The sequence below is a fragment of the Thermophilibacter sp. ET337 genome, from assembly GCF_024733715.1.
Taxonomy (GTDB): Bacteria; Actinomycetota; Coriobacteriia; order Coriobacteriales; family Atopobiaceae; genus Thermophilibacter.
In genome coordinates this window covers 31,132-53,468 of record NZ_JANRHO010000010.1, presented here as the reverse complement: position 1 = coordinate 53,468, position 22,337 = coordinate 31,132, and the positions used below count along the sequence as shown (strand labels likewise).

25 protein-coding genes and 1 tRNA gene are annotated in these 22,337 nt (G+C 66.7%); 9 read left to right on the top strand and 17 right to left on the bottom strand.

Features of this window, described 5'->3' with window-relative positions; genetic code table 11:
* Positions 1-3: 3 nt before the first annotated feature.
* The 5 genes from NW198_RS08640 to NW198_RS08620 form a co-directional block, all read right to left on the bottom strand.
* Positions 4-621, bottom strand: a complete 618-nt coding sequence (locus tag NW198_RS08640; protein ID WP_087316734.1) for an ATP-dependent Clp protease proteolytic subunit — start codon at positions 619-621, stop codon at positions 4-6.
* A gap of 82 nt (positions 622-703) precedes the next feature.
* Positions 704-2,053 (bottom strand): trigger factor, encoded by a 1,350-nt coding sequence (tig, locus tag NW198_RS08635; RefSeq protein WP_258340801.1) that lies wholly within the window; start codon positions 2,051-2,053, stop codon positions 704-706.
* A 53-nt stretch (positions 2,054-2,106) separates the two neighbouring features.
* Positions 2,107-2,193, bottom strand: a tRNA-Leu gene (locus NW198_RS08630).
* A 281-nt stretch (positions 2,194-2,474) separates the two neighbouring features.
* Positions 2,475-2,684 carry a helix-turn-helix transcriptional regulator gene (locus tag NW198_RS08625; protein ID WP_087316736.1) on the bottom strand — a complete coding sequence of 70 codons (210 nt, stop codon included), beginning with the start codon at positions 2,682-2,684 and terminating at the stop codon, positions 2,475-2,477.
* Between the two features lie 10 nt (positions 2,685-2,694).
* Positions 2,695-3,402, bottom strand: a complete 708-nt coding sequence (locus NW198_RS08620; protein WP_258340800.1) for a hypothetical protein — start codon at positions 3,400-3,402, stop codon at positions 2,695-2,697.
* A 195-nt stretch (positions 3,403-3,597) separates the two neighbouring features.
* Between NW198_RS08620 and NW198_RS08615 the strand changes: the two genes are divergently transcribed.
* Positions 3,598-4,335, top strand: coding sequence for a hypothetical protein (locus NW198_RS08615; protein ID WP_258340799.1), 738 nt, complete (start codon positions 3,598-3,600; stop codon positions 4,333-4,335).
* Positions 4,336-4,408: 73 nt separating this feature from the next.
* Here the strand turns inward: NW198_RS08615 and NW198_RS08610 are convergent, their stop codons facing one another.
* The 3 genes from NW198_RS08610 to NW198_RS08600 all read right to left on the bottom strand — a co-directional run bounded on the left by NW198_RS08610 (position 4,409) and on the right by NW198_RS08600 (position 6,530).
* Positions 4,409-4,687, bottom strand: coding sequence for a hypothetical protein (locus NW198_RS08610; protein WP_258340798.1), 279 nt, complete (start codon positions 4,685-4,687; stop codon positions 4,409-4,411).
* Positions 4,688-4,881: 194 nt separating this feature from the next.
* Positions 4,882-5,355 (bottom strand): GNAT family N-acetyltransferase, encoded by a 474-nt coding sequence (locus NW198_RS08605; RefSeq protein WP_258340797.1) that lies wholly within the window; start codon positions 5,353-5,355, stop codon positions 4,882-4,884.
* Positions 5,352-6,530 carry an MFS transporter gene (locus NW198_RS08600; RefSeq protein ID WP_258340796.1) on the bottom strand — a complete coding sequence of 393 codons (1,179 nt, stop codon included), beginning with the start codon at positions 6,528-6,530 and terminating at the stop codon, positions 5,352-5,354. Before NW198_RS08600 ends, NW198_RS08605 begins: the two co-directional genes overlap by 4 nt.
* Positions 6,531-6,825: 295 nt before the next feature.
* On the opposite strand from NW198_RS08600, the gene NW198_RS08595 reads away from it, so the two are divergent.
* The gene (locus NW198_RS08595) at positions 6,826-7,707 is read left to right on the top strand and encodes a hypothetical protein (protein ID WP_087316748.1); all 882 of its coding nucleotides are present in this window, start codon (positions 6,826-6,828) and stop codon (positions 7,705-7,707) included.
* Between the two features lie 137 nt (positions 7,708-7,844).
* On the opposite strand, the gene NW198_RS08590 is transcribed toward NW198_RS08595, so the two are convergent.
* The gene (locus NW198_RS08590; RefSeq protein ID WP_087316750.1) at positions 7,845-9,563 is read right to left on the bottom strand and encodes an ABC transporter ATP-binding protein; all 1,719 of its coding nucleotides are present in this window, start codon (positions 9,561-9,563) and stop codon (positions 7,845-7,847) included.
* A 351-nt stretch (positions 9,564-9,914) separates the two neighbouring features.
* Here NW198_RS08590 and NW198_RS08585 point away from each other — a divergent pair, with 351 nt between their 5' ends.
* Positions 9,915-10,406 (top strand): GNAT family N-acetyltransferase, encoded by a 492-nt coding sequence (locus NW198_RS08585; RefSeq protein WP_087316752.1) that lies wholly within the window; start codon positions 9,915-9,917, stop codon positions 10,404-10,406.
* Positions 10,407-10,489: 83 nt separating this feature from the next.
* Here the strand turns inward: NW198_RS08585 and NW198_RS08580 are convergent, their stop codons facing one another.
* Positions 10,490-11,626, bottom strand: a complete 1,137-nt coding sequence (locus NW198_RS08580; protein WP_087316754.1) for a DUF4179 domain-containing protein — start codon at positions 11,624-11,626, stop codon at positions 10,490-10,492.
* Positions 11,610-12,137, bottom strand: coding sequence for an RNA polymerase sigma factor (locus tag NW198_RS08575; protein WP_239386862.1), 528 nt, complete (start codon positions 12,135-12,137; stop codon positions 11,610-11,612). The genes NW198_RS08580 and NW198_RS08575 overlap by 17 nt, the downstream gene beginning before the upstream one ends.
* A gap of 341 nt (positions 12,138-12,478) precedes the next feature.
* On the opposite strand from NW198_RS08575, the gene NW198_RS08570 reads away from it, so the two are divergent.
* Both NW198_RS08570 and NW198_RS08565 read left to right on the top strand, forming a co-directional pair.
* Positions 12,479-12,667 carry a hypothetical protein gene (locus tag NW198_RS08570; RefSeq protein WP_258340795.1) on the top strand — a complete coding sequence of 63 codons (189 nt, stop codon included), beginning with the start codon at positions 12,479-12,481 and terminating at the stop codon, positions 12,665-12,667.
* Positions 12,648-13,130 (top strand): GNAT family N-acetyltransferase, encoded by a 483-nt coding sequence (locus NW198_RS08565; RefSeq protein ID WP_258340794.1) that lies wholly within the window; start codon positions 12,648-12,650, stop codon positions 13,128-13,130. Before NW198_RS08570 ends, NW198_RS08565 begins: the two co-directional genes overlap by 20 nt.
* Positions 13,131-13,256: 126 nt before the next feature.
* On the opposite strand, the gene NW198_RS08560 is transcribed toward NW198_RS08565, so the two are convergent.
* Complete coding sequence (locus NW198_RS08560) at positions 13,257-13,532, bottom strand: hypothetical protein (protein ID WP_087316760.1); 276 nt, start codon at positions 13,530-13,532, stop codon at positions 13,257-13,259.
* A gap of 180 nt (positions 13,533-13,712) precedes the next feature.
* On the opposite strand from NW198_RS08560, the gene NW198_RS08555 reads away from it, so the two are divergent.
* The gene (locus NW198_RS08555) at positions 13,713-14,375 is read left to right on the top strand and encodes a helix-turn-helix transcriptional regulator (RefSeq protein ID WP_258340793.1); all 663 of its coding nucleotides are present in this window, start codon (positions 13,713-13,715) and stop codon (positions 14,373-14,375) included.
* 209 nt (positions 14,376-14,584) lie between these two features.
* On the opposite strand, the gene NW198_RS08550 is transcribed toward NW198_RS08555, so the two are convergent.
* The 5 genes from NW198_RS08550 to NW198_RS08530 all read right to left on the bottom strand — a co-directional run bounded on the left by NW198_RS08550 (position 14,585) and on the right by NW198_RS08530 (position 18,974).
* Positions 14,585-15,616, bottom strand: coding sequence for a HAMP domain-containing sensor histidine kinase (locus NW198_RS08550; protein ID WP_258340792.1), 1,032 nt, complete (start codon positions 15,614-15,616; stop codon positions 14,585-14,587).
* On the bottom strand, positions 15,613-16,434 hold the full coding sequence (locus tag NW198_RS08545) for a hypothetical protein (RefSeq protein ID WP_258340791.1): 822 nt from the start codon (positions 16,432-16,434) through the stop codon (positions 15,613-15,615). The genes NW198_RS08550 and NW198_RS08545 overlap by 4 nt, the downstream gene beginning before the upstream one ends.
* Positions 16,431-17,231, bottom strand: a complete 801-nt coding sequence (locus NW198_RS08540; RefSeq protein WP_258340790.1) for a hypothetical protein — start codon at positions 17,229-17,231, stop codon at positions 16,431-16,433. The genes NW198_RS08545 and NW198_RS08540 overlap by 4 nt, the downstream gene beginning before the upstream one ends.
* Positions 17,228-18,163: an ABC transporter ATP-binding protein gene (locus tag NW198_RS08535; RefSeq protein WP_258340789.1), complete on the bottom strand. Its 936-nt coding sequence runs from the start codon at positions 18,161-18,163 to the stop codon at positions 17,228-17,230. Before NW198_RS08535 ends, NW198_RS08540 begins: the two co-directional genes overlap by 4 nt.
* Before the next feature lie 100 nt (positions 18,164-18,263).
* Complete coding sequence (locus NW198_RS08530; protein WP_258340788.1) at positions 18,264-18,974, bottom strand: response regulator transcription factor; 711 nt, start codon at positions 18,972-18,974, stop codon at positions 18,264-18,266.
* A gap of 283 nt (positions 18,975-19,257) precedes the next feature.
* Between NW198_RS08530 and NW198_RS08525 the strand changes: the two genes are divergently transcribed.
* The 3 genes from NW198_RS08525 (at position 19,258) to NW198_RS08515 (ending at position 22,330) form a co-directional block, all read left to right on the top strand.
* Entirely contained in the window at positions 19,258-20,400 is a 1,143-nt protein-coding gene (locus tag NW198_RS08525; RefSeq protein ID WP_258340787.1) for an ABC transporter substrate-binding protein, read from the top strand.
* 158 nt (positions 20,401-20,558) lie between these two features.
* Entirely contained in the window at positions 20,559-21,509 is a 951-nt protein-coding gene (locus tag NW198_RS08520) for an ABC transporter permease subunit (protein WP_258340786.1), read from the top strand.
* Entirely contained in the window at positions 21,506-22,330 is an 825-nt protein-coding gene (locus NW198_RS08515; RefSeq protein ID WP_258340785.1) for an ABC transporter permease, read from the top strand. The genes NW198_RS08520 and NW198_RS08515 overlap by 4 nt, the downstream gene beginning before the upstream one ends.
* The last annotated feature ends 7 nt before the right edge of the window (positions 22,331-22,337 follow it).

Sequence of the window (22,337 nt, the reverse complement as noted above, 5' to 3'; positions counted from 1 at the left end):
GCGCTACTCCTGGCTCTGGTCGACGCGAGAGGAGATGACCTTGTCGACAAGGCCGTAGGCGCAGGCCTCGGCGGCGCGCATGTAGTTGTCGCGCTCGGTGTCGGCGTTGATCTTCTCGATGGGCTGGCCCGTGGCGTCGGCGAGGATCTCGTTCAGGCGCTGGCGGATCCAGCGGGTCTCGTCGGCGACGATCTGGATGTCGGTCTGCTGGCCGGAGACGCCGGAGCTCGGCTGGTGGATGAGCACCATCGAGTTGGGAAGCGCGAGGCGCTTGCCCTTGGCGCCGCAGGCGAGGATGGCCGCGCCCATGGAGGCCGCCATGCCCACGCAGATGGTGGAGACGTCGGGCTTGATGAAGTTCATCGTGTCGATGATGCCCAGGCCCGCGTAGACGTCGCCGCCGGGCGAGTCGATGTAGAGCGAGATGTCCTTGTCGGGGTCCTGGCTCTCGAGGTGGAGGAGCTGGGCGATCACGAGGTTGGCTGAGTCGCGCGTGACCTCCTCGCCGAGAAACACGATGCGGTCGTTGAGCAGGCGCGAGTAGATGTCGTAGCTGCGCTCGCCGCGCGGCGTCTGCTCGACCACGTACGGGATGAGCGGGATGTTGGTGGGCTGGTGCATTCGAACTCCGTTCGTTCGACGTTTTTTGTAGAAAGCCCCGGACGAGTTGCTCGCCCGGGGCTCCGTGAACGTGAGAGAGAGGCTACTCGGCGTCCTCGTTCTTCTCGGCCGCGGCGGCGCGCTCGGCGACCTCGTCGACGACGGTCACCTTGCAGTTGTCGACGAGCCACTCGAGGGCCTTGGTGCGACGGATGGAGTCGCGGACGGCGGGCAGACGGCCCTCGTTCTTCCACTCCTTGTAGGAGGCGTCGACGTCCTCGACGCCGGCGCGCTCGAACTCGCCGCGGACCTCGTCCTCGGTGACCTCGAGGCCGAGCTTGGCGGCCACGGCGTCGAGCGCGAGGGACTGACGCGCGCGCTCCTCGGCCTGGACGCGCAGGTCGGCGATGAAGTCGTCGGACTTGATGCCGCGGGCGCGCAGGAACATGTCGAGGGAGACGTTCTGACGCTGAAGCTGGCCGAGAAACTCTTGGGCGAGCTCGTTGAAGATCTCGTTCTGATAGGCCTCGGGCACGGTCTCGAGGTCGAGCAGCTTGCCCACGGCCTCGACGACGCGGTCCTCCTTGAGGTTGGGGATCGTGGTCTTCTTGTCGCCCTCGATCTCCTCCTTCACGGCCTCCTTGAAGGCGTCGACGGAGTCGTAGCCGTACTTCTTGGCCATCTCGTCGTCGAGCTCAGGAGTGACGGCCTTCTTGATGGCGTTGAGGGTGACCTTGACGGAGAAGGTGTGGGAGATGGTCTCGCCGTCGTGCTCGTGGGAGCGCGTCCACTCGATGGCCTTCTCCTCGCCCTTCTTCATGCCCTCGATGCCCTCCTGGAGCTGCTCGGGGAGCTGCTGGCCGTCAAGGGCGAGCAGGCGGTTCTTGCCGGCGAGGTGGCCGGCGCCCTCGACGTTCTCGATGTCGACGGAGACGATGTCGCCGGGTTCGGCGGCGCGGTCCTCCTCGACGTCCTCGTAGGTCACCTGGTAGCTGAGGAGCTGGTTGATCTGCCAGTCGATCTCCGCCTCGGTGGCCTCCTCGGGCGGGAGGTTGATCTCGGGGGCGTCATAGGAGGTGAGCTCCGCGGTGGGGCGCACGCCGATGGTGGCGTCGACGACGTAGTCGGTGCCCTCGGCGGCGAGCTCGGGGTCGGCGCCCTCGGGGCCAAAGCTCACGCGGCCCACGGGGGTGACGTCGAGCTCCTCGAGCATCATGGGCTCGAGGGCGGTGAGCAGGTCGTTGGTGGCCTGGGCGAGCACGGCCTCGCGGCCGATGATGCCGTCGATCACCGGACGGGGCGCGTGGCCGCGGCGGAAGCCCTGGAAGTTGTACTTCTTGGCGATGTCCTTGTAGGTCTTCTTGATGGCTGCGTTGACGTCGGCGGCGGGAACGGTGACCTTGGCGGCCATCTTCTCGTCGACGGGCTTCTCAGCGGTGACGGTGATCTTCAACGTTCCTCCAGTGTCTCGTGCCTGGCGGGCCTGCCCCGCCATGTTTCCTTGCGTGGTGCGGGCGAAAGGACTCGAACCTTCACGGGGTCTCCCCCACTGGAACCTAAATCCAGCGTGTCTACCAGTTCCACCACGCCCGCGGATTTCACAGCCTTCATATAGTAGCAAACTTCCGCAGGAAGGCCGCGTCTCGGCAGATATTTCACGGTTGGGGGCGGCGCGAGGCTCCGGAGCGAAGCTCCCTTGCGGGCGAGGGCATTTGAGGGTATGTACACCGCCCCTTCAAGGTATGTACACCCCGGTCAGAGGCTCCTCTCGCAAATCCGCAGCTCAAAGGCCTGGGCGATAAGAACCTCTCTCCCGTGATCGTACATACCCTGAAGGGCGGTGTACATACCCTGTGGGCTGTGCCGGCGGGCGCTCACTCCTCGTCCGGGACGTACTCCAGGATGTCCCCGGGCTGGCAGTCCAGCACGCGGCAGATCGCGTCGAGCGTGGAGAAGCGCACCGCGGAGATGCGCCCGGTCTTGATGCGGGAGAGGTTGACCTCGGAGATGCCCACCCGCTCGGCGAGCTCCTTCGAGCGCATCTTGCGGTCCGCCAGCACACGGTCGAGGCGCAGCACAATCATCGCGCGGCCCTCACAGCGTCTCGTCGTCCTGCTTCTGCAGGATGCAGCCGTATTCGAAGACCCGGCCCACCAGCACCAGCACGATCCCCAGCGAGACGAGCATCAGGTCCTGCGGCTCGAAGCTCGCCGTGAGCGCGTAGCTCAGCATCTCGCCGGACTCCACCAGGGCGTTGACCACCGCGGCCGCGATGGCCTCCAGGACCATGTGGAGCAGCGTGGGCGCGCACCCGGCGAGAAGGACCAGCCACCCCACGCGCCCCAGCTCACGCGCGCGCTCGGGCGCAAACGGCACGCCGGTCTGACGGATCTTGGAGCACATGAGCGCCGCGAGGGCAAACGCCGCGCACGCCAGGCCGCCAAAGACGACGCCGTTGGCGAGGCTCGAGATTGGACTGCCGGAATAGGAGACCTCGCCACCCATGACCTGCGAGCGACCGACCTCGTTGCCGCCCTCGTCGTAACGAATCTCCGGCGGCTGCTCGTCCGTCTCGCTCACGAGGAAATTGCCGCTCGCATCGCTCGTGGTAAAGAAGGCGGTCGCAGCGTCACGGCCGGACTCCCGCATCGAGGCGGTCGTGAGGAAGACCGTCGACCACGCGTTGAACAGGGCCAGGAGCAGGGCCACCAGGGCGGCGACCCAGCAAAAGCACGTCGCCACGCGCGCGGCGCCGCGGATGCGCCCGTCCGCCTGCGCCCTTGTCAGCATCTCGTGTTTCATCGCAACCCCTCCATTCTTCTCGTCTGTCTGCTCTTATCGTTCTTGTACCACTAATTATCGTTTGTCGATAAAGTCGAGAAGAACGTCCGGCAGACGGCATCATCCGCTCGGCAGACGCGCGCCTAGCCCCCCACGCTGGGTACAAGCTTGGAAACGGCAGCGATTCGGCTGCCGGCCCTTACGAAAGGGGCGACCATGTACGAGAAACCTCCGGTCACGATGAACTCGCCCAAGATGCGCGAGAATCTGCGGGCGCGCGGCTATAGCAAGCGGACGGCGGCAGTGATTGCGGTGCTTATCGCGGTGTTTCTCGTGGTCAACGTCGTGCAGTTTGCGGTGCGGTTTGGGAGCAGCGTCTCGGAGCAGCTTGACGCTCCGACAGAGGACCGCGTCGCGCTCCCCTATTACGAGCTCACCGCAGACGAGCGGGCCGCCGTGGACGCGACGGGCGAGAGACTCTCCGCCCTGAAAGAGAAGCCGAGTTCCAGCGACCTGGCCGCCGAGCTTGCGGGCTGGCTCGAGGGCAGGCTCAGGCGGGGCCTGCGCCACACGCCCGAGGACCTGGGGATCGACGCCGAGGCGTGGGCGGGTCAAATGGTCTCCCGGCTCACGTACTCCATCGAGGACGTCGGGCTCTCCGGCGACGCAGCGGTCGTCGGCGTGCACGTCTGGGCGCCCCGGGCCGGCGAGATCGTATCCAAGGCCAGCGAGGGCATGAGCACCTACTTCTACAACCAGGGCGTACGCGACGGGGAGCCGCTCTCGGAGGATCTTCAGGAGGACGTCCTCCGCACATTCGAAACCGCGACGGAGGCGGCTCCCGTCGAGGAACGCACGCTTGACGTTGTCCTCACACGCTCCGACGACGGATTCGTCGTCGACGAGAGGGCTCTCGAGAAGGACCTCCTGAACGCATTTGGCGCGGTCGCGTGAATGTTGCGAAGGGACTGTCCCTTCGTATCACAGCGGGAGGCTATCGCTCATCGATCTTTGTGTCGAGCATCACCTATGCAACGGTCACTCCGCGAATCGGAGCGAGAAACTCATCAACGTCAAAGTAGAGATTGCTCAAAATGGGGACGAGGTCGATGTACTCCTCGACCGGCTCCGGGCAGCCATCGTATTCTGCGTTGACCACGAGATAGCCCTTGTACCATTCCCGAACATCAACGTACCTGACGAGGTTCTTGGGCGTTCGAAAACGAATGTCATGTCCGCCGAACGAGAAGCTCGTATAGGGACCATCGCAGCTCAGAACTGCACAGCTGGAAGATGAGACACCCATAGCCTCTCTCTCGTCGTCTTTACTGAACTAGGCCGAGCGCGTCGCCCAACCTTTTGCACATGGTACCCAAGCGGGGGGCAGGCGCCCCGGCTCGGCAGGCAGCTCTCGAGGAGCGGTCGACAACATACCTCGCACGACGCCCATTTTTGTAGAGAGAAACCGTAAGAAATCGGGCGTCGTGCGAGGTGTGCTTTTTACAAATCGCGCCTCAGCATGACGAACTCATCGCTGCGCCACTCCTCGACGAAGCCGTGACGCAGGAAGAGACCGATAGCCGGGTTGTCCAAGGCGACGTTGTCGCGCAGCGTCGCGACGCCGCGTCCGCGGGCCGCGTCGCAGAGGAGCTCGAGCCCAGCGGCGCCGTACCCGCGCCCGCGGAAGCGGGCGTGGACGAGCACGTCCGTGATGAAGCTGTCGTAGTCCGGGTCCCAGCGGTAGGCGACCTCACCAACGAACTCACCGGCGTCTAGCTCGCGCAGGTAGCGGTAGAAGCGCCGCCCCTCGCCCTCGCGCGCGACCCACGCGTCGTGCCAGCGGCCCCAGAGGTCCTCCGGGAAGTCGACGGTCCCTCCCCAGGCTCGGTTGTAGGACATCGTGGCCTCGTCGGCCAGGAGGTCCCGCTTGAACCAGAGGTCATGCACGGCGGGACGATAGAGCTCGAGGTTCATGAGCGTGCCTCCTTCTGAAGCAGGTCGGTCCGGGAGAACGCAAGGTTGACGGCGCCGAGGAGGGCCAACGAGGTCGCGAGCAGCGCCACCATGGCGAGCCTCATGTCCAGAAGGTCCGAGAGCCAGCCGAAGAGCGGCTGCGAGACGGCCGAGAGCAGCGACACCGCAATCGAGGCGAACGAGAGCGCCGTCACGCGGTAGCGCGGGTCCAGCGCGACGTTGAGTACCTTGGTGCGCACGGGGTTCACGAGGCAAACCGCCGCAAGCCCGGCCATGTAGAGCGCCACGGCAGCGCGGGGCTCCGAGCAGAGCGAGAACGCAAGGAAGAGCGCGACCACGGCGAGAGGGCCGAGCCGCGCCACGCGCGCGTCCCCCAGGCGCCGCGCGAGGCGGGCGCTGCCCAGCCCCGCGAGACTCGTGAGCGCGAACTGCGCCGCCACGACCGCGCCCACCGCCGGCAGCGGGACCCCGAAGTACCCGTTGAGGTAGTTGTTGTAGAAGTCGTCCACGGGCACCATCGACCACGCGACGGCACCCTCCACCAGCACGTAGCAGAGCACGGGGCGGCACCCCGCCACGTAGCGCGCGGCGTCGAGCGGCCGGACCGGGGCCGCGGGCGCGCCGCCCCTCTCGCTCGCCCGATCGTCGCGCATGAGGAGCACGCAGATGAGTGCGCCCGCGAGCGACGCGATGGAGAGCGCGAAGACGAGCCTGTAGCCCACCTCAGCGAGCAGGCCGGCCGCGAGCGCCGAGAGCCCGTAGCAGCAGTAGAAGACGACGCGCGAGACGGCGCTCACGCGGGTGAGCTCGCCCTCGCGGCCGCGGGCGATGAGGTGGTCGGCGACGATCGCCGTCGCGCAGCCCGTGGTGAGCGTGTAGGCCGCCGCGAGAATCGCCATGACGCCGAGCATCGCCGGGAGACCGCGCGTCACGAGCATGAGCAGGTAGCCTGCCATCTCGAGCGCCACCGCCGCAATCAGGCTCGCGCGGCTCCCAAAGCGGTCCGCGACGAAGCCCGTGGGCACCTCGAGCAGGGTCTTGCCCAGCTGGAGCGCCCCGAAAAGCACCCCGATGCCCGCGAGCGAGAACCCGACGTGCTCGAGGTAGAGGCCCATGACCGTGGAGACCATGGATAGGTTTGAGAACGCCACGTAGGCGTAGTAGAGGGGAATCAAGTTGATTTGCCTTTCACGCGAGGGCGACTGATGAAAAGTGACAGTCCCTTTTCATCACCTGCGGTCGGATCCCTCGGGGAGGCCGGCGGCACGACAAGGTCCGCCCGCCTACGCGGGCGTCATCGGGTCACGCTGGGAACGGGCCTCCCTAGCGGAGGGTCTCCTCGTTCGTCCGCCTCATCGCTGCCTCCTTCTGATCGACGGAAAGGCCGCGTCTAGGATAGCACGTCCCGGGCGTGGCGAGGGACGCGGCAGCCTTCTGGTAGAGTGGGGTAACCCTACCGAGGGAGGCGCCATGAAGCGACGTGAGTTCCTTCTCGCCCTGCTGTGCGCGATCTACCTGGCCGTGCTACCCGGCTGCTCGGACAACGAGCTCACGGTTGGCGGAGAGAACGGTCCCATCAGTCACAACGAGCGGGCGCTCGTCCTCTCGGTGGACGAGGAGAGCCAGACCGCCGAGGTGCGCATCCTCGAGCGACCGGATGGCCTCACGCTCACGTGGGGCACGCACCCGGCGGGCGCAGAGGGCACGGCGGACTTCTCCGAGTGGGGCTCGTCCGGTCTCCCCGAGGTGGGCGACGACGTGATCCTCAAGTGGATCGGGATTCCGGCCGAGGAGAGCTCCTTCCCAATCCTGGTCAACAGCTGGGAGCCCACCGTCAGCTTCTACGAGGCGCTCGGCGACGCACACGAGGTGCGCCTCCCCGCTTCCATGCTGAGGTTCTTCTCTCAGACGGCCGAGGAGCTGGTCGCGGACTTTGCGGAGTCGCCGGAGCTCGCGCTCGAGGCGTGCGCGGAAGGCGAGGACCTTGTGCTCACGTTCACCGGCAAGCAGCTTGCGGACTACCGCTCGGACGTTGAGCAGAGCCTCGACGAGAGCGTGGCCTCGCTGCTGGAGTCGGAGGACGTGGACGCCGTGGAGGTCGCCGACGACAACGCGTCCGTCACCATCACGGCCTCGCCCGCGCTTCTCGACAAGCCGCTGCTCGTGGGCCAGGCATTCATGGCCGTCCCCGGGATGTGCGCCACCCTGCAGGCGCTCGACGGAACCACGGACTGGCACGTAGAGGTCGCGGTCATCGACGCCGAGAAGAGCGTGGAGGTCGCGCCCGTCACGCTCCCTGACGAGTCCGTGACCATCACGGCCGAGAGCTGGGCCGAGGCCGTTGCCGAGTGATGAAAAGGGACAGTCCCTTTTCATCACTACATGCCAAATCATGTAGCAATCGGCCTCCCGAGGACCATTATGCCCAGCAGACCCCCGTTACCCCCTTCTTTTCCAGGGGGCAACGGGGGCCTTCGTTCCAGCTCAGGTCACGCGGCCACGGCACAGAGGCCGGCGAAGTAGCCGCCCGCGGACGTGAGCTCGGCGTACGTGCCGCGCTCGACCACACGTCCCTCGCGCAGGACGAAGATCTCGTCGTAGCGCGCGAGCAGCGCCGGCTCCAGCCGGTGCGTCACCACCAGGCGCGTCGGCCCCTCGAGGTCCAGGATCTCGCCCGCCACCTCGGAGGCAGTCCTCGCGTCCAGCGCCGACGTCGCCTCATCGACGAGAAGGACCGGCGTCTTTCGCAGGAGCGCACGCGCGATGGAGACGCGCTGCCGCTCGCCGCCCGAGAGGTTGGCGCCGCCCTCGCCGCATTCGTACCCCAGGCCCTTCTCGGCGACGAGCCCTCCCAGACCGGCGCGGCGGCACGCGTCCAGAACGGCCTCCTCGGGGAAGTCGCGGAACATCGTCACGTTGTTTCGCAGCGTATCGTCAAAGAGGAAGACCTGCTGGTCGATGAGGCCCATGAGGTCGCAGAGGCTCCCGGCGTCAATGCAGCGCAGCTCGTGGCAGCCCACGCGGATGCTGCCCGTATAGCCGTCCTCCCCGCCCATGAGGAGGTTGAGCAGCGTCGACTTGCCGCTGCCGGAGGCGCCCACGAGCGCGTAGCGGCCTCCGGGGCGCAGCGTGAGGCTCACACCAGAGAGCACGGGCTCCCCGCCGTCGTAGGCAAAGCCCACGCCATCCAGCACAACGCCGCCCGCAAGACCGTGCCCGACCTTCTCGCCCCGGCGCGCCTCGTTCCTCTCGGCCGCCTCCGCGAGCTTCTCGATGAGGCCCGCGGCGGCCCGGCGGCTCGCGAGGAACTGAGGCAGCATGTTGATGGGCATGATGAGGTAGTTGCACAGGTTCACGAAGACGAGCACCGTGCCGGCCGTGACCTCGCCCGTCACGGCGAGCCACGCGCCCGCGAGGAAGACGCCGAACTGCAGGAGCGACCCGCAGAGGTTCTCGCTCACCGCGCCGATCAGGCACTCCCACCAGTAGCGTCGGCGCTTGAGGCCCTCGACCTCGGCATTGGCTGCGTCGAAGAGCCGGCGTGCCTCGGCCTCCGCGCGGAAGGCCTTGACCACGGAGAAGCCCGCGAGCAGGTCGCGCAGCCGGGAGACGAAGCGCTCGTTGCCGGCCGAGACCGCCTGCTCGCGCTCCCCCATCTCGCGCCCCATGACCACGGACACCGCGAGCGGCACCGCACTGAGCGCCACGGCCACCACCGTGAGCGGCACCGAGAACGCGAGCATCATCGCGAGCGACCCCGCGAGCAGAAGCGCATGGTAGACGATGAGGAAGCCGCGCTTGAGGTAGCCCTCTTCGATGGAGGCCACGTCGTTGGTGAGCAGCGAGAGGTAGCTGCCCGTGTTCTCCCGGGCGAAGGCGCGCACGCCCTTCTCGGAGAGGCGCTCGAACGCGAGCGACTTGTACTGCGCGAGCGCGCGATAGATGAACGCGCACTTGGCGCGATACATCCCAAGGCTCACGGCGAGCGATGCCAGCAGAAAGGCGCCGCAGAACATGGCCAGGCGCGCGAGCTCGGAGGCGTCGCCGGTGCCGATGACGTCGATGATTCGGCCGAGCAGCCACGACCCCACGAGCGCGGCGGGCACGTCGAGCACTGTGAGCGCGAGGGCGGCGGCAAGGTTGAGGCGGTTGTCGCGATAGAATGCGCGGACGTAGTCGCGCGCGGCGGCGGACATGGTCGACTTCATGGTCTTCTCCCATCAGGCGGAACTGATATGTCGAGAAGGACCTAGAGCATGTCGACCTTTCGCCCGGTGCAGTACGTTACCACCCTACAATGCAGCTCCGACACTGACAAGCCTTACTCGGCCAGCGGAGGCGAGCGACAAAAAGGCTACCTGCCGGCACTTATAAGTGTCGGCTCGTCAGGGCATCCAAGATCACACTTCTCGGCAAACGCCGAGAAGGACCCGGCACTTCTCGCTCCAAAGCATCAAATATGCCGACACTCATATGTGTCGGCCGCACAGCGACCTTCCAGCGGAAAGCGTTATCGAACGCCTATCTTTCACTATGATTGACGCGTCGAAGGGACTCCCATGGCTCAGATACTTCCCCTCGCCCCCGAGGACATCCCGGAGAAGGCGGCAGTCCATGCGCAGACGTGGCAGGAGACATACCGGGGACTGCTTCCGGACGAGCTCAACGACACAATCACGCCGCGATTTGCCGAGGAAGTCACTCGCCGGCTCACCAGCCTGCGCACGCTCGTGGCGAAGGTCGATGGAAGGGTCGTCGGCTATATCGCATGGTCGAATAGCTGCCGCTCGCACTTCAGCGTCGACGGCGCGGCCGAGGTCGGCAACCTCTATGTCCTCCGGGAGTTCCAGGGCCGAGGCGTCGGCCGCGCACTCCTTGAGTCGGCCCTCGCGCGCATCGGCGAGCGAGACGTCGTGCTGAGCGCATTCTCCTCGAACGCCGCCGCACTCGGCTTCTACGAGCACATGGGGTTCGAGAGGACCGGGGTCACCTTCGACGAGGGGTCCATGGAGGAGACCGAACTGGTCCTTCGGCACAAGGGTGGCGCTTGACCGCACGCGCCCCGGATAGACGACAAGGAAGGGCGGGCCGCTCGGACGGCTCGCCCCTCCCGCAGCGCACGGTTGTCGCAGCTCTATGCGGTGTTCACGGGAATCTCCACGTCGCCCACGGTCACGCTGACGACGTCGCCCGCGGCCACGATGCGGTCGTAGGTCGTCGCCTTGGAGACGGTTGTCGTGCCGTCACTGTGCTTCGCCGAAGAGCCGTTGGCGTCCGTGGCGTCGAACGTCGTCCCGTCTGCAAAGGTCACGACCACGGGGAGGCCCGTCACAGCAGCCTGCTCGGCCAGGGCCTCTTCGCTCACCTCGCCGGGAAGCGCGAGGTCGCGCGTCTGCCGGTTGATCGTGTAGTCCACCGTGACGCCGAGGGAGGATACCGCCACGGAGTCGATCGTAACGTCCGAGCCCTGCCACGTTGTTGTCTGGCTCGCTGGCAGGTCGACGGTCGTGTCCACGTAGTTCATCTCAAACTTGAGGTTCCAGTCACCGGCCGCCAGCGTCTTGAACTCCCCCTCATCGGTGAAGATCTCGAGCTTGCTCATCGAGAAGCGCGCTGTGCGGCCCACAATGCCCGCGTCGTTCCACGTATGTATCCCCATGACCTGCACGAGCTGCAGCGTGTTGTCACCGGGGTCGGCATCGTAGAGCCGGACGAGACCGCCGCCGCTCATCGCGCCGTCCACACGCAGGAACGCGTCCCCCACGTACGTCAGCGTGCCGCCCTCGTGGAACTCGATCCCCTCGAGCGCGGCGGGATCCTCGAACTCAATCGAGTAGGCCACGGCGTAGTTGAACCGGTCGCCTGCCACGGCCTCGGCCGTCACGGTGACGCCGTTCGAGGTCGCGCTCGCACCGATCGGCCGGCCCACCTCGTTCAGGAGCTCGGTCTGGGCCGGCGCGCCGCCGAAGACGTCCGAGAGCACGTCGGCCGGGTTGGGCAGCACGCCCGCTGCCACGGCGACGGTGCCGCCCCCGCCCAGCGCGAGTGCCAGCGCGAGCCCGGCGGCGACGCGCGCCCAGCGGCGGGTGCGGCGCTTGGGAGGGCGCGCGGGCATGGTCAGGACCTCGGCAGGTGCCTCAGACCGAGCGTTCTTCTCGGCACTCTTTGCATCCGCGGCCGCGCGCAGGCCCTCGGTCATGCGCGCCTTTGCCTCATCGGAAAAGTGCAGGTCGCCCATCGAGGCGGTGTAGCTATCAAGCGGGGAAGTCATCGTAGTCTCCCTTCAGGTCGTCTCTGAGGCTCGCGCGGGCGCGGCTCAGGCGCTGGCGCACGGCGGCGTCCGTGGCGCCCACGATCCGCGCGACCTCGCGCGTTGGGTAGCCCTCGTAGTAGTGCAGGTAGACCGCCTCGCGCTGCGGCAGCGGGAGCGCCATCACGGCGCCGAGCACGCGCTCGTCGCGCCTCCGGAGCGCGTCCTCGCCGGGCGATTGTGCTGCAGCGGGCTCCGCCACGTCTGCGAGGGGTACCACGGTATGCGCGCCGCGGTCGCGCAGCAGGTTCCTGCAGGCGTTTATCGCCACGCGTATGACCCAGGCGCGCTCGTGGCCGAGGTCGCGAAACGGCTCCTCGCGGCAGATGAGCTTCACGAGCGTGTCCTGGCAGACGTCCTCGGCGTCGGCCGTCGAGCGCAGGTAGGTGTAGCACACACGCAGGACGAGGTCAGCGTAGTCGCGCACGAGCCGCTCGGGGTCGCGGTCGGGTGCATTGCGGGGGATCTGCATCGGCCAGCCTCCTCTCATGTCCGTCTCTTCGTCTCTGGGATGCGGCCGCCATCCCGTCGCCTATCACACACGCCCGCACGCGAAACGTGACAGCCCAAACGAATCCTAGGGTGAGTCTCACGGCTCCATTTCCGCTATCGGCAAACTAGTCGTCGAAGAAGTCAACAGAATCTCGTGGTTATTCCGCCGATAACGAAGGATAGCCATGGAGTTGCCCTCAGTTGCAAAGGACTCACGACTTGGGACGTCATCGCCAACGTTCAACAACGTACGGGCCCCAGAGCATCCAATCTTAGTCGGCAAAATGCGCGATAATCCCCTCGGATAACTAAGGAGGCGTCATGGACATCCCGCGCAGGCCATACCTCAAGTTCAATGAGTTCGGTGGGACGTCGCTCTGGTTCACGGGCGTCCCCGACCCTCCCTGCGACGTTCCGGACATCGAGGAAAAGGTCGAGGAGGCAACCGAGGAGATTCGACGGCTTGAGAGGCGGATGCAGGAGAGGCACGATGACGCCGAGCGTGCTTGACATAGATCATGACCTGCGGCTCGTTCGACTGGACGCGCCGCCAGCCGAGGCGCTGTCGTGGTACCAGGACCCCGAGACGCTCTGGATGGTCGACGGGAAGCCCGAGCCCTACACGCCGGAGCGACTCGCGCGGATGTACGACTGGCTCTCGGAGCGCGGCGAGCTCTGGTTCATCGAGGTGCGCGACGAAGGCGCGGACTCCGGCTGGCGCGCGGTCGGCGACGTCACGCTCTGCCCGGGCGACCTCCCCATCGTCATCGGCGAGAAGGACCTGCGGTCGCGCCACGCCGTGCGGCGCGTGATCGAGGCGCTCTGCGAGCGTGCGCGCAGCCTCGGCTGGCGCGAGGTCCTCGTTGGCGAGATCTACGACTGGAACGTCGCGTCCCAGAGGTGCTTCTCGGCCGCCGGCTTTGAGCCCTACGAGCGCACCGACCGCGGTGCCCGCTGGCGGCGGGAACTGTAGTCAATGACGTAAGACGGCGAGGGGCCGCAAACGCTTGCGCTAGCGGCCCCGAACCCAAAGACGACGCTGCCTGGGCTTCCCCACGTAGGTCGCCGTCGAGCTCCTTGTACCCTACCGAGGCGCGCGTCAATCAGAGGACCGACGACAATAGCGCACCACGGCCACGGCCGAGAAGAGCGTCGCCCAGACCATGAGGAATGCAGCGCCAAAGAACCAGCCGTTGACCGTGTCCAAAATCGACGAATCGTCGACGACCGTGTTGCCCCACAGCACCGACGTAAGACACAGCGCAAGGAAGAAGTAGCCCGTCGCAACCAGCCCCAGCGTGCGGGCGCCAGGCCTGACGGTCGCGGCAGCCACAGGCAGCACGAGCACGGGGAGTCCAAGAGCAAAGGGAAGCATGGGCACTCCTTTCGGTCTGGGAACACTATAGCCCGCTGCCGCGGCCGGCCGCGCGAAAGAATTGCCGAGAAGAGCATCATCCCAGCTCGCGGCCATAGCAAAACCCTTTGCCATGCCTCTCGCCGCTGCTCGGGCACCCCTGGGCGAACGGGCGGGTACACTTGCCTCAAGGGAGGCACCATGGACGAGCAGACCACCGAGAGGGCAACCGACCAGGCGACCGCGCAGCGAATCATCGGCGCGCGCATCCGCGAGTTTCGCGAGGCCGCGGGGCTCTCCCAGGCCGAGCTCGCGCGGCGCGTCTACGTCTCGCGGCAGACGGTCGGAAACTGGGAGGCTGGGCGCACGCTGGCGGACGTGCAGAGCCTCGTCCTTCTCAGCCAGGTCTTTGGGACGACGGTCGACGCAATCATAGGCGAGAAGGGCGCGCGGGCCGTGCGGTCGACCGCCAACGAGCGCCACGAGCTCCTGCGACTGCTCGCCCACCGCGCAACGCTGCTCGTCGTCTGCATCGTCCTCGTCTTCGTGCGCTACCTGCTCTCGCCTCTGCGAAACACGAACCCGACGATCGAGCCGCTGCGCGACCTCATGTTTCTGGTCATAATCGTCTGCGAGGCCATCCTCGCGCTCCGCGCCGTCCCTCGCCTCCGCGCGTTCATGCGCGAGCACGACCTTGCGGGCGCCGTCGCTGCGACGGCGTTTCTCGAGGGGCGCAACCCGGCGGAGGAGGTTCCACATGACTTCCTGTTTCGCTGGTTCATCCCCTACTGGAAGGTCTGGCTGGTCGCGATCGTGGCCTTTGCCCTGGTTGCCGTTGCGCTCTATGTGGGAGAGCTTCCCTAGGGCCGACGTGAGATACTGGCATCGTCGCCGTTGCCGTCCGAGGGTATGTACACCTCCCTTTGAGGGTATGTACGCCCCGCCATCGAGTGCGGGCAGCAAACCTGCAGGTCAGAGAGTTGCCGAGAAGAACGCGCGCTCGAGGAAGTGTACATACCCTAAGAGCTGGGTGTACATACCCTCGAAAGGGCGTCAGGTCAGGCGCCCCTCTGTTAATTGGGGACTGTCCCCAACGTGCAGGTGAGGGTGGAGGCGGAGAGGCGGGCGGTGAGGGTCATGCCCTGGGCCTCGGCGAGCTTGGCGGCTACGGAGAGGCCAAGGCCCGAGCCCGCCGTCGAGCGAGAGGCGTCGGCCTGGTAGAAGCGCTCAAAGAGGCGGTCGACGTCGATGGCCGAGGGGTCGGCGACGGGGTTGGAGAACTCCACGACCACGCCGTTCTTCTCGCCGTCCTTCTCGCCCGCTGGTCGAACGCGCACCGCAAGCGGACCCGAGCCGTGCCGCAGCGCGTTCACCACGAGGTTCTCGACGATGCGAGCAAGCGCCTCCCTATCTGCTGTCACGACGACATCCCCGCAGTCGAGCTCCGGCTCCCAGCCGCGCGCCTCGAACTCCGGGTAATGGCCGAGAAGCACCTGCTCCAGCACCGGTCTCAGCGCAACCGGGCCCAGCTCAAGCGGGGTATCCGGGTCCGCCGCACGGGCGTACGAGAAGAGCTCGTCCAAAAGCCCGGACATTGCAGCCAGACGCGCGTCCGCAGCCGCGAGCTGCTCGTCCTTGCGCGCCGAATCCGTCTCTTCGCGCGCAAGCTGCAGGTAGCCCCGTGCGCCGGTGAGCGGCGTGCGCACGTCGTGGCTGAGCGCGGAGAGCCCGCGCGAGAACTCGTCGGCAGCAAGCAGCGCCTCCACGCGCTCGGCGTCAGACGCGTCGATCTCGGCGTTCACGGCGTCGACCATAGCGACCATGCCCGGCAGACGGCTGCCGCAGGTGAGCCGCGCGTTGCTCAGGCGCTCGCGGCGCGCCAGGAAGCGAGCCTGGCGCCCGAGCTCGGTCGCATAGCACACACAGACGAAGAACGCCCCGAGCCCCAGGCCCACGAGCAGCAGCGCCGCGACCACGATTCCCTCGACCATCCGAAACCTCTCGACGACACCGACCCACGACCCCATGGTAGAGCTTGCGAGCAACCACTCCGCGACCGACCGAAGCCAGCGGTAGAGCGGCTCGAGGAACGCGCTGGACATCATGCGACGTCGCGCCTCGAGCCCACGAGGGTTCCGAGCGCGCCGCACGCCGCACAGAGAGGCGCGCAGACGATGAGCGCACGAACGGCGGGCGCGAACCCCGTGACGTCGACGGCGAGCATGTCCGCGGCGCCGTTGCCGACTGCAGCCGTGGTGACGTAGGGCATCCAGGCGATGGCGGCCTCGAGCGCAGGGCCCCACCCTAGGCCGAACGCGTCGCTCACAAGCAGGAGGAAGCTAAAGAACCCCTGTTCCACGGCACCCGAGAGCAGCAGGAACGAGACTATCACGGCAATCGCCTTGACGCGCGTGAGCTGCCCCACGAGCAGCACGACGAGAGCATAGGCGCACGCCACAAGCCAGCCCTCCCCCGCCCACGCCACGACCTGCCAGAGCGGCTCGACGTTTTCCACGGGGCGCATGGTCACGATGACGCCGACGCCGCTGAACGCAAGGTAGGCAAGCAGGATGACGCCCGTGACGATGACCACGAGCAGATACTTCTCGGTAAAGTAGGCGACGCGGACGCGCAGGGACGAGAGGAGCGTGCGATCAAAGCCGGCGTCGGAGTCCGCGCACGAGAGATGGGCGGCCATGAACACGGCGACCATCTGGACGAGCGTGATGCTCGCGCCGCGACCGGCGAGGCGCAACGCGCCGGCGCGACCGGTCAGGCCGTCGTAGACGACGCCGGGCTCGAGCGGCCACCAGATTGTGAGGATGGCCGACCCCAGCGTCACCAGCGCGACGAGCGCGAGCACGGCCCATGGCCATCGGGACCGCGCCATACGGTAAAGATCCGAGCGAAGCAGCGCCATCATGCGGCATCCCTCCTCGAGACGAGCAGCGCGTCGGCTGCGATGGCGGCCACGGCGACCGGCAGGCACACGACAAGCGCGCGCAGGGCGGGCGCAAGCTGTACGGCGTTCTCTGCAGAGAGCATCGTCTGCGCGCCCGCTCCCACCGCAGACGCGATCTCCGCGGGCAGCCACGGGCCCACGGCGGCCGTCACCGTGAGGAACTCGCCGCCGAGAAGCGCGTACAGGAAGTCGATCCCGATGAGCAGGCCACCCTCAAGCAGGCCCCCGGCACCGAGCACCGCGAACACCGTTGTCACGCCCTCGCTGCGCGTGAGGTGGGCCACGAGCACCGTGAGCGCGACGTAGGGCGCGGCGCAGAGCCACGTGCAGCCGAGCCAGGCCGCAACCTGCCACGCGGGCTCGGGACTTGCCACCGGAACCCCGGAGACCAGCAGGCCGAGAAGACCCATCACGAACGTAAACGCAATAAGAACCGCGGAGAGCGCCAGCGAGAAGACGCACTTCTCGGCAAACCAGACCATGCGGGCGCGCTCGCCGAGGGACGAGAGGACCGAGCGGGCGAACCCGATGTCAGTCCGGTCGCCGCATACGATGGACGCCATGGCCGCAGCGAGGATCTGGACGCCCGTCATGGGGAGCGCCGAGCCGGTGAGGTCGTCGTAGGAGACGGGCCCCATGCTGGCCCAGCGCATCACGAGGGCCGGCGCAAGCAGGAGAAACGCAACGATGCCGGCGGTGGCCCAGATCCAACGGGAATGAAGGACGCGATAGGCGTCCGAGCGGAGCAGGGCGATCATCGGGCGCCACCGTCCTTCTCGCCGTCTGCGCCGCCCATGAGCTCGACGAAGTACTCCTCGATGTCGCGCTCCTGCTGGGCGAGCTCGCGGACCTCGACGCCGGCCGAGAAGCACGCGGAGCTGACCTCATCGAGCGAAGCGCCGGTCACCACGAGCGCGCCGTCCGGCTCCGCGCGGAAGGCCGCAGCCGGCAGTGCCTGCTCGAGCAGGGCCAGGCCGCGCTCCGGCGCCGCCAAGCGCACGCGCACCGAGCTTCCGCAGCGCTCGTGGAGCTCCTCGTCCGTGAACTCTGCCGTGAGATGTCCGTCCGCGATGACGCCGAAGCGCGTGGCCACGCGGTCGAGCTGGTCGAGCACGTGGCTCGAGATCATGATCGTGACGCCGTGCTCGTGGTTAAGGCGCACGAGCGCGAGGCGCATGGCGCGCGTGGCCTCGGGGTCGAGTCCGTTGAAGGGCTCGTCAAGGAGCAGGAGGTCGGGACAGCCGACGAGCGCGAGCGCGAGTCCCAGGCGCTGCTTCATGCCGAGCGAGTAGGACTTCACGCGGCGGCGGTCCGTCGGGTCCAGGCCCACGAGGGCGAGCAGGTCGTCCGCAACGTCGCCAGCGTGCGTCATGCCGAGCGCGAGCGCCTTGGCGACGAGGTTGTCGCGCGCGGTGAGGCTGGCGAGCACGCCGGGGCTCTCGATGAGGGCGCCGATGCGCGAGAAGCCCTGCGGCGTGGCGCCGCCGCGCCCCGGGTCGCCGAAGAGGACGACCTCGCCCGCCGTGGGACGCGCGAGACCCGCGACCATCTTCATCGTGGTCGACTTGCCGGAGCCGTTCTTGCCCACGAAGCCGTAGATGTCGCCGGAGGCGACGGTCATGTCCAGGTTGTCAACGGCCAGCTTGCGCCGATAGCGCTTGGTGAGGCCATGCGTCTCGATGACGTTCACGCGAGCTCCTTTCTAGAGGCTGCCTCCCAGTCTGGCAGGCAGACCTTTAGAAACCGTGAGCCAAATCTAAAGAAAGCTTGAGGGTGAGGCGAGAGCAGGCTCACGCGAGCTTGAAGCCCATGCCCCAGACGGTCTTGACGTACTCGTCCGTGCCGGTTGCGCGCAGCTTGGCTCGGATGTTGGAGACGTGCACGGCGACCGTGGAGTCGTCGCCGGCAAACGGCTCGCCCCACGCGAGCTCGAAGAGCTCCGCCTTGGAGAAGACGCGGTTGGGCCGGCGCACGAGCGCCTCGAGGATGTTGAACTCGATCTTGGTGAGCGCGACCTCCCCGCCCTTCTCGCCATCCTCGCCGGGGGCGACCGCGAGCGTGCGCGCCTCGGGGTCAAGCGTCCAGCGCTGATGCCGGAGAACATCGCCCGCAGGGGCCTCCGTCCCGCGATGGCGCAGCTGTACCTCCACACGCACCGCGAGCTCATCGAGGTCGAAGGGCTTGGTGAGATAGTCATCGGCACCCAGGCGCAGCAGGTCGATCTTGTCAGCTGCCGTGGTACGAGCCGAAATCACGATCACGGGGGTCGCCTCGTCACACACCCGAATCAGTCCGACGAGCTCCTCGCCAGTTGCGCCCGGCAGCATGAGGTCGCAGATGACGATGTCGTATGCCGCGTTCTTCTCGCCCGCGTCACCCAGCAGCAGGCGCGCCTCGGAGCCGGAGAACGCCTGCGTCACCACGTGGCCGTCGCGCGCGAGCCGCGTCGCCACCACGTCGTTGATCGCCGCGTCGTCCTCTATGACCAGCACCCGCGCCATGATTCTCCAAAGTGATGAAGTGACCGTCCCTTCGTATCATAGCGGCATGGACTCCCAGAATGATTCAAAAGGGGACTGTCCCCTTTGAATCATTTAAGCGTTCGGCAAGCCTGCGTAAGAAGCCGGCCCGGGCGCGTCAGGCGCCCGTAAGAGACGGTCAGCGCTGCGCAAGGACTCCCCAAACGCGAAAGATTCCACCGCAAGTGGACTCTAACGTAACTCACGGCTTGGCCGGCGGCACGAAGTCGCCGGCACATGGGAAAGGGAATCGAAGGGAGCTCTTGTGAACAACATCAGCGCGTGCGGCGTCTCTCGCCGCTCCTTCCTCGGCATGCTCGGCATGGCCGGCTTCGCCTGCGCGGCGGGCCTGGGCCTCACCGGCTGCGAGGACAGCGCCGCCCCCGCGGCCGAGGCCGTGGACTACAACTCCATGTCGCTGGACGACATCATCACGCAGGCCCAGCAGGAGGGTCAGATCAACTCCGTGGGCATGCCGGACACCTGGGCCAACTGGGTCGGCACCTGGGACGACATCGAGGAGAAGTACGGCATCACGCAGGCCGACCAGGACATGTCCTCCGCCGAGGAGATCGCCATGTTCAAGCAGGAGGGCACTGACGGCACCAAGGACATCGGCGACGTGGGCCAGCAGTGGGGCCCCACGGCCGAGGCCGAGGGCGTGACCCTCAAGTACAAGACCAGCTACTGGGACGAGATTCCCGACTGGGCCAAGGACGACGACGGCGACTGGGTCGTGGGCTACTACGGCACCATGTCGATCATCTCCAACGACGACCAGGTGCCCAACCCGCCCACGACGCTCGCCGAGCTCGCCGAGGGTGACTACAAGGTCTCCATCGGCGACATCACGGCCGCAGCGGCCGCGCAGCACGCCGTGCTCGCCATCGCCGTGGCCCTGGGCGGCGGCCTTGACAACATGCAGCCCGCCTACGACTTCATCACCAAGATCGCGGAGGCCGGCCGCCTGGACGTCTCCGACGTCTCCGTCGCCCGCCTAGAGTCCGGCGAGGTGGCCGTGGGCCTCAACTGGGACTACAACTCCCTCAACTACCGCGCGCAGATCGTCGAGAACAACCCCGACGCCAAGTTCACGGTGAGCATCCCCACCGACGGCTCCGTGCAGTCCGGCTACGCCACCATCATCAACGTCAACGCGCCGCACCCCGCCGCCGCCTGCCTCGCCCGCGAGTACATCCTCTCCGACGAGGGCCAGATCAACCTCGCCCGCGGCTACGCCACGCCCATCCGCAGCTCCGTCGAGCTCCCGGAGGACGTCAAGGCGCTGCGCCTGCCGGACGAGCAGTACGGCGACCAGGTCCAGTCCATCGACTACGAGAAGTGGACCGACGTCACCAACGAGCTCGTGACCTGGTACCAGGAGAACATCATCCCCATCCTGGGCTAGTCGCGCAAACTCACGCCAGCCGCCGTCTTCGGCGCAACCGGGCGGCCTTCGGGTCGCCCTCTTCTTGGGGCGCGCCGTTCTTCTCGCCAAGGAGAAGACCTGCCGAGAAGAACGGGCGCCCACGACCCGACAACGCACAGAACATCAAAGGAGGTACCATGGCAGAGATCTCGCAGACTTCCGCGACGCTCTCCGCAGACGCCGCCGTCCCCGCCGCCCGGGTTACCGGGAGCGCGGCAGAGGCGAGCAGGCGTCCGCAGAAGACCCGCCGCTGGGTCGGCTACGTCGCCTTTCTTCCCTTCCTGCTCGTGATCGTTGGCTACGAGCTGCTGCCGCTCGCGCAGCTCGTGCTCGACAGCCTCATTGGCAAGGAGTCCGGCGCCTTTGGCCTGGAGAACTTCGTCAAGGTCTTCACCACCCCGCTCTACCAGCAGTCCATCATCAACAGCGTCTGGATCAGCCTCGTCTCGGCCGTCGTGGGCATCGTGGCGTCCTTCCTCGCCGCGCGCTTTGCCTACGAGTCGAGCGAGCGCGTTCGCAACGCCTTCACGATGATCCTCAACATGATGTCCAACTTCTCGGGCGTGCCGCTGGCCTTTGCGTTCATGATCCTCATGGGCAACTCCGGCGTGCTCACCATCCTGGGGCAGCAGTGGAACATCCCCTTCCTCGCCGACTTTGACCTCTACACCGGCGAGGGCCTGCTCGTCCTCTACATCTACTTCCAGATCCCGCTCGCCACGCTGCTGCTCCTGCCGGCGTTCAACGGCATCAAGAAGTCCTGGCGCGAGGCGGCGATCATCCTCCAGGCCACGCCGCTGGACTACTGGTTCAGGATCGTGATTCCCAACCTTATGCCGTCGATCCTGGGCACGCTCTCGGTGCTCTTCTCCAACGCCCTCGCGGCGTACGCGACGGCGTACGCCATCGTCATGAACAACTACGCGCTGCTCCCGCTGCAGATAACGTCCAAGTTCAAGGGCGACGTGCAGATCGACGCGGCCACCGGCGGCGCGCTCGCCGTGGTGCTCATCATCCTGATGGTCGTCTGCACGCTCGTCAACAACTACTTCACCAAGCGCGCGTCAAAGGGGCGTGAGATCATATGAGTTCCAAGACCAAGGCCGTCAAGGCTACCGCCCCCGGCAAGAAGACGCCGCTGGCCGCCAAGATCTTCCTGGGCATCGTTGGCCTGTACCTGCTGATTCCGTTTCTCACCACGCTTATCTACTCCCTCTTTGTCGAGTGGACCGATGTGCTTCCCTCCGGCTTCACGCTGCGCAACTACGCCGAGCTCTTCACCAACTCGACGTTCTGGTTCTCCATCGGGCGCACGCTCGTCCTGTGCCTGGTGAGCGTGGCCATCACCATCGTCCTTCTCCTCCTGGCCATGTACGTCGTGGTGGCCGTCAACCGCAGGCTGGGCCGCTTCATGCAGTTCGTCTGCATGATCCCGTACGCGCTGCAGGGCGTCATCCTCTCCATCGGCATCATCTCGCTCTACACCGGCACCGGCACGATCCTCTCCAACCGCATGTTCATGCTCTTTGGCGCCTACACGATCCTCGTGCTTCCCTACATCTACCAGGGCATCCGCAACGCGCTCAACGCCATCGACGCCAACATGCTCATCCAGGCCGCCGAGATGCTCGGCTGCGGCCGCTTCCGCGCCTACGTGCAGGTAGTGCTCCCCAACATCGTGTCGGGCATCCTGGTCTCTAGCCTTCTTGCCGAGAGCATCGTCTTTGGCGACTTTGTCCTCGCCAACAACATCGCCGGCACCAACTACCAGAACATCCAGGTGTTCCTGCAGGCCAACATGGCCCGCTCGAGCGGACTCTCCAGCGCCATCGTCGTCATCATCTTCCTGGTGGTGGCAGCGGTGACCGCAGTGGTCCTCAAGCTCCAGCACACTTCCCAGAAGCAGTAAGGAGAAG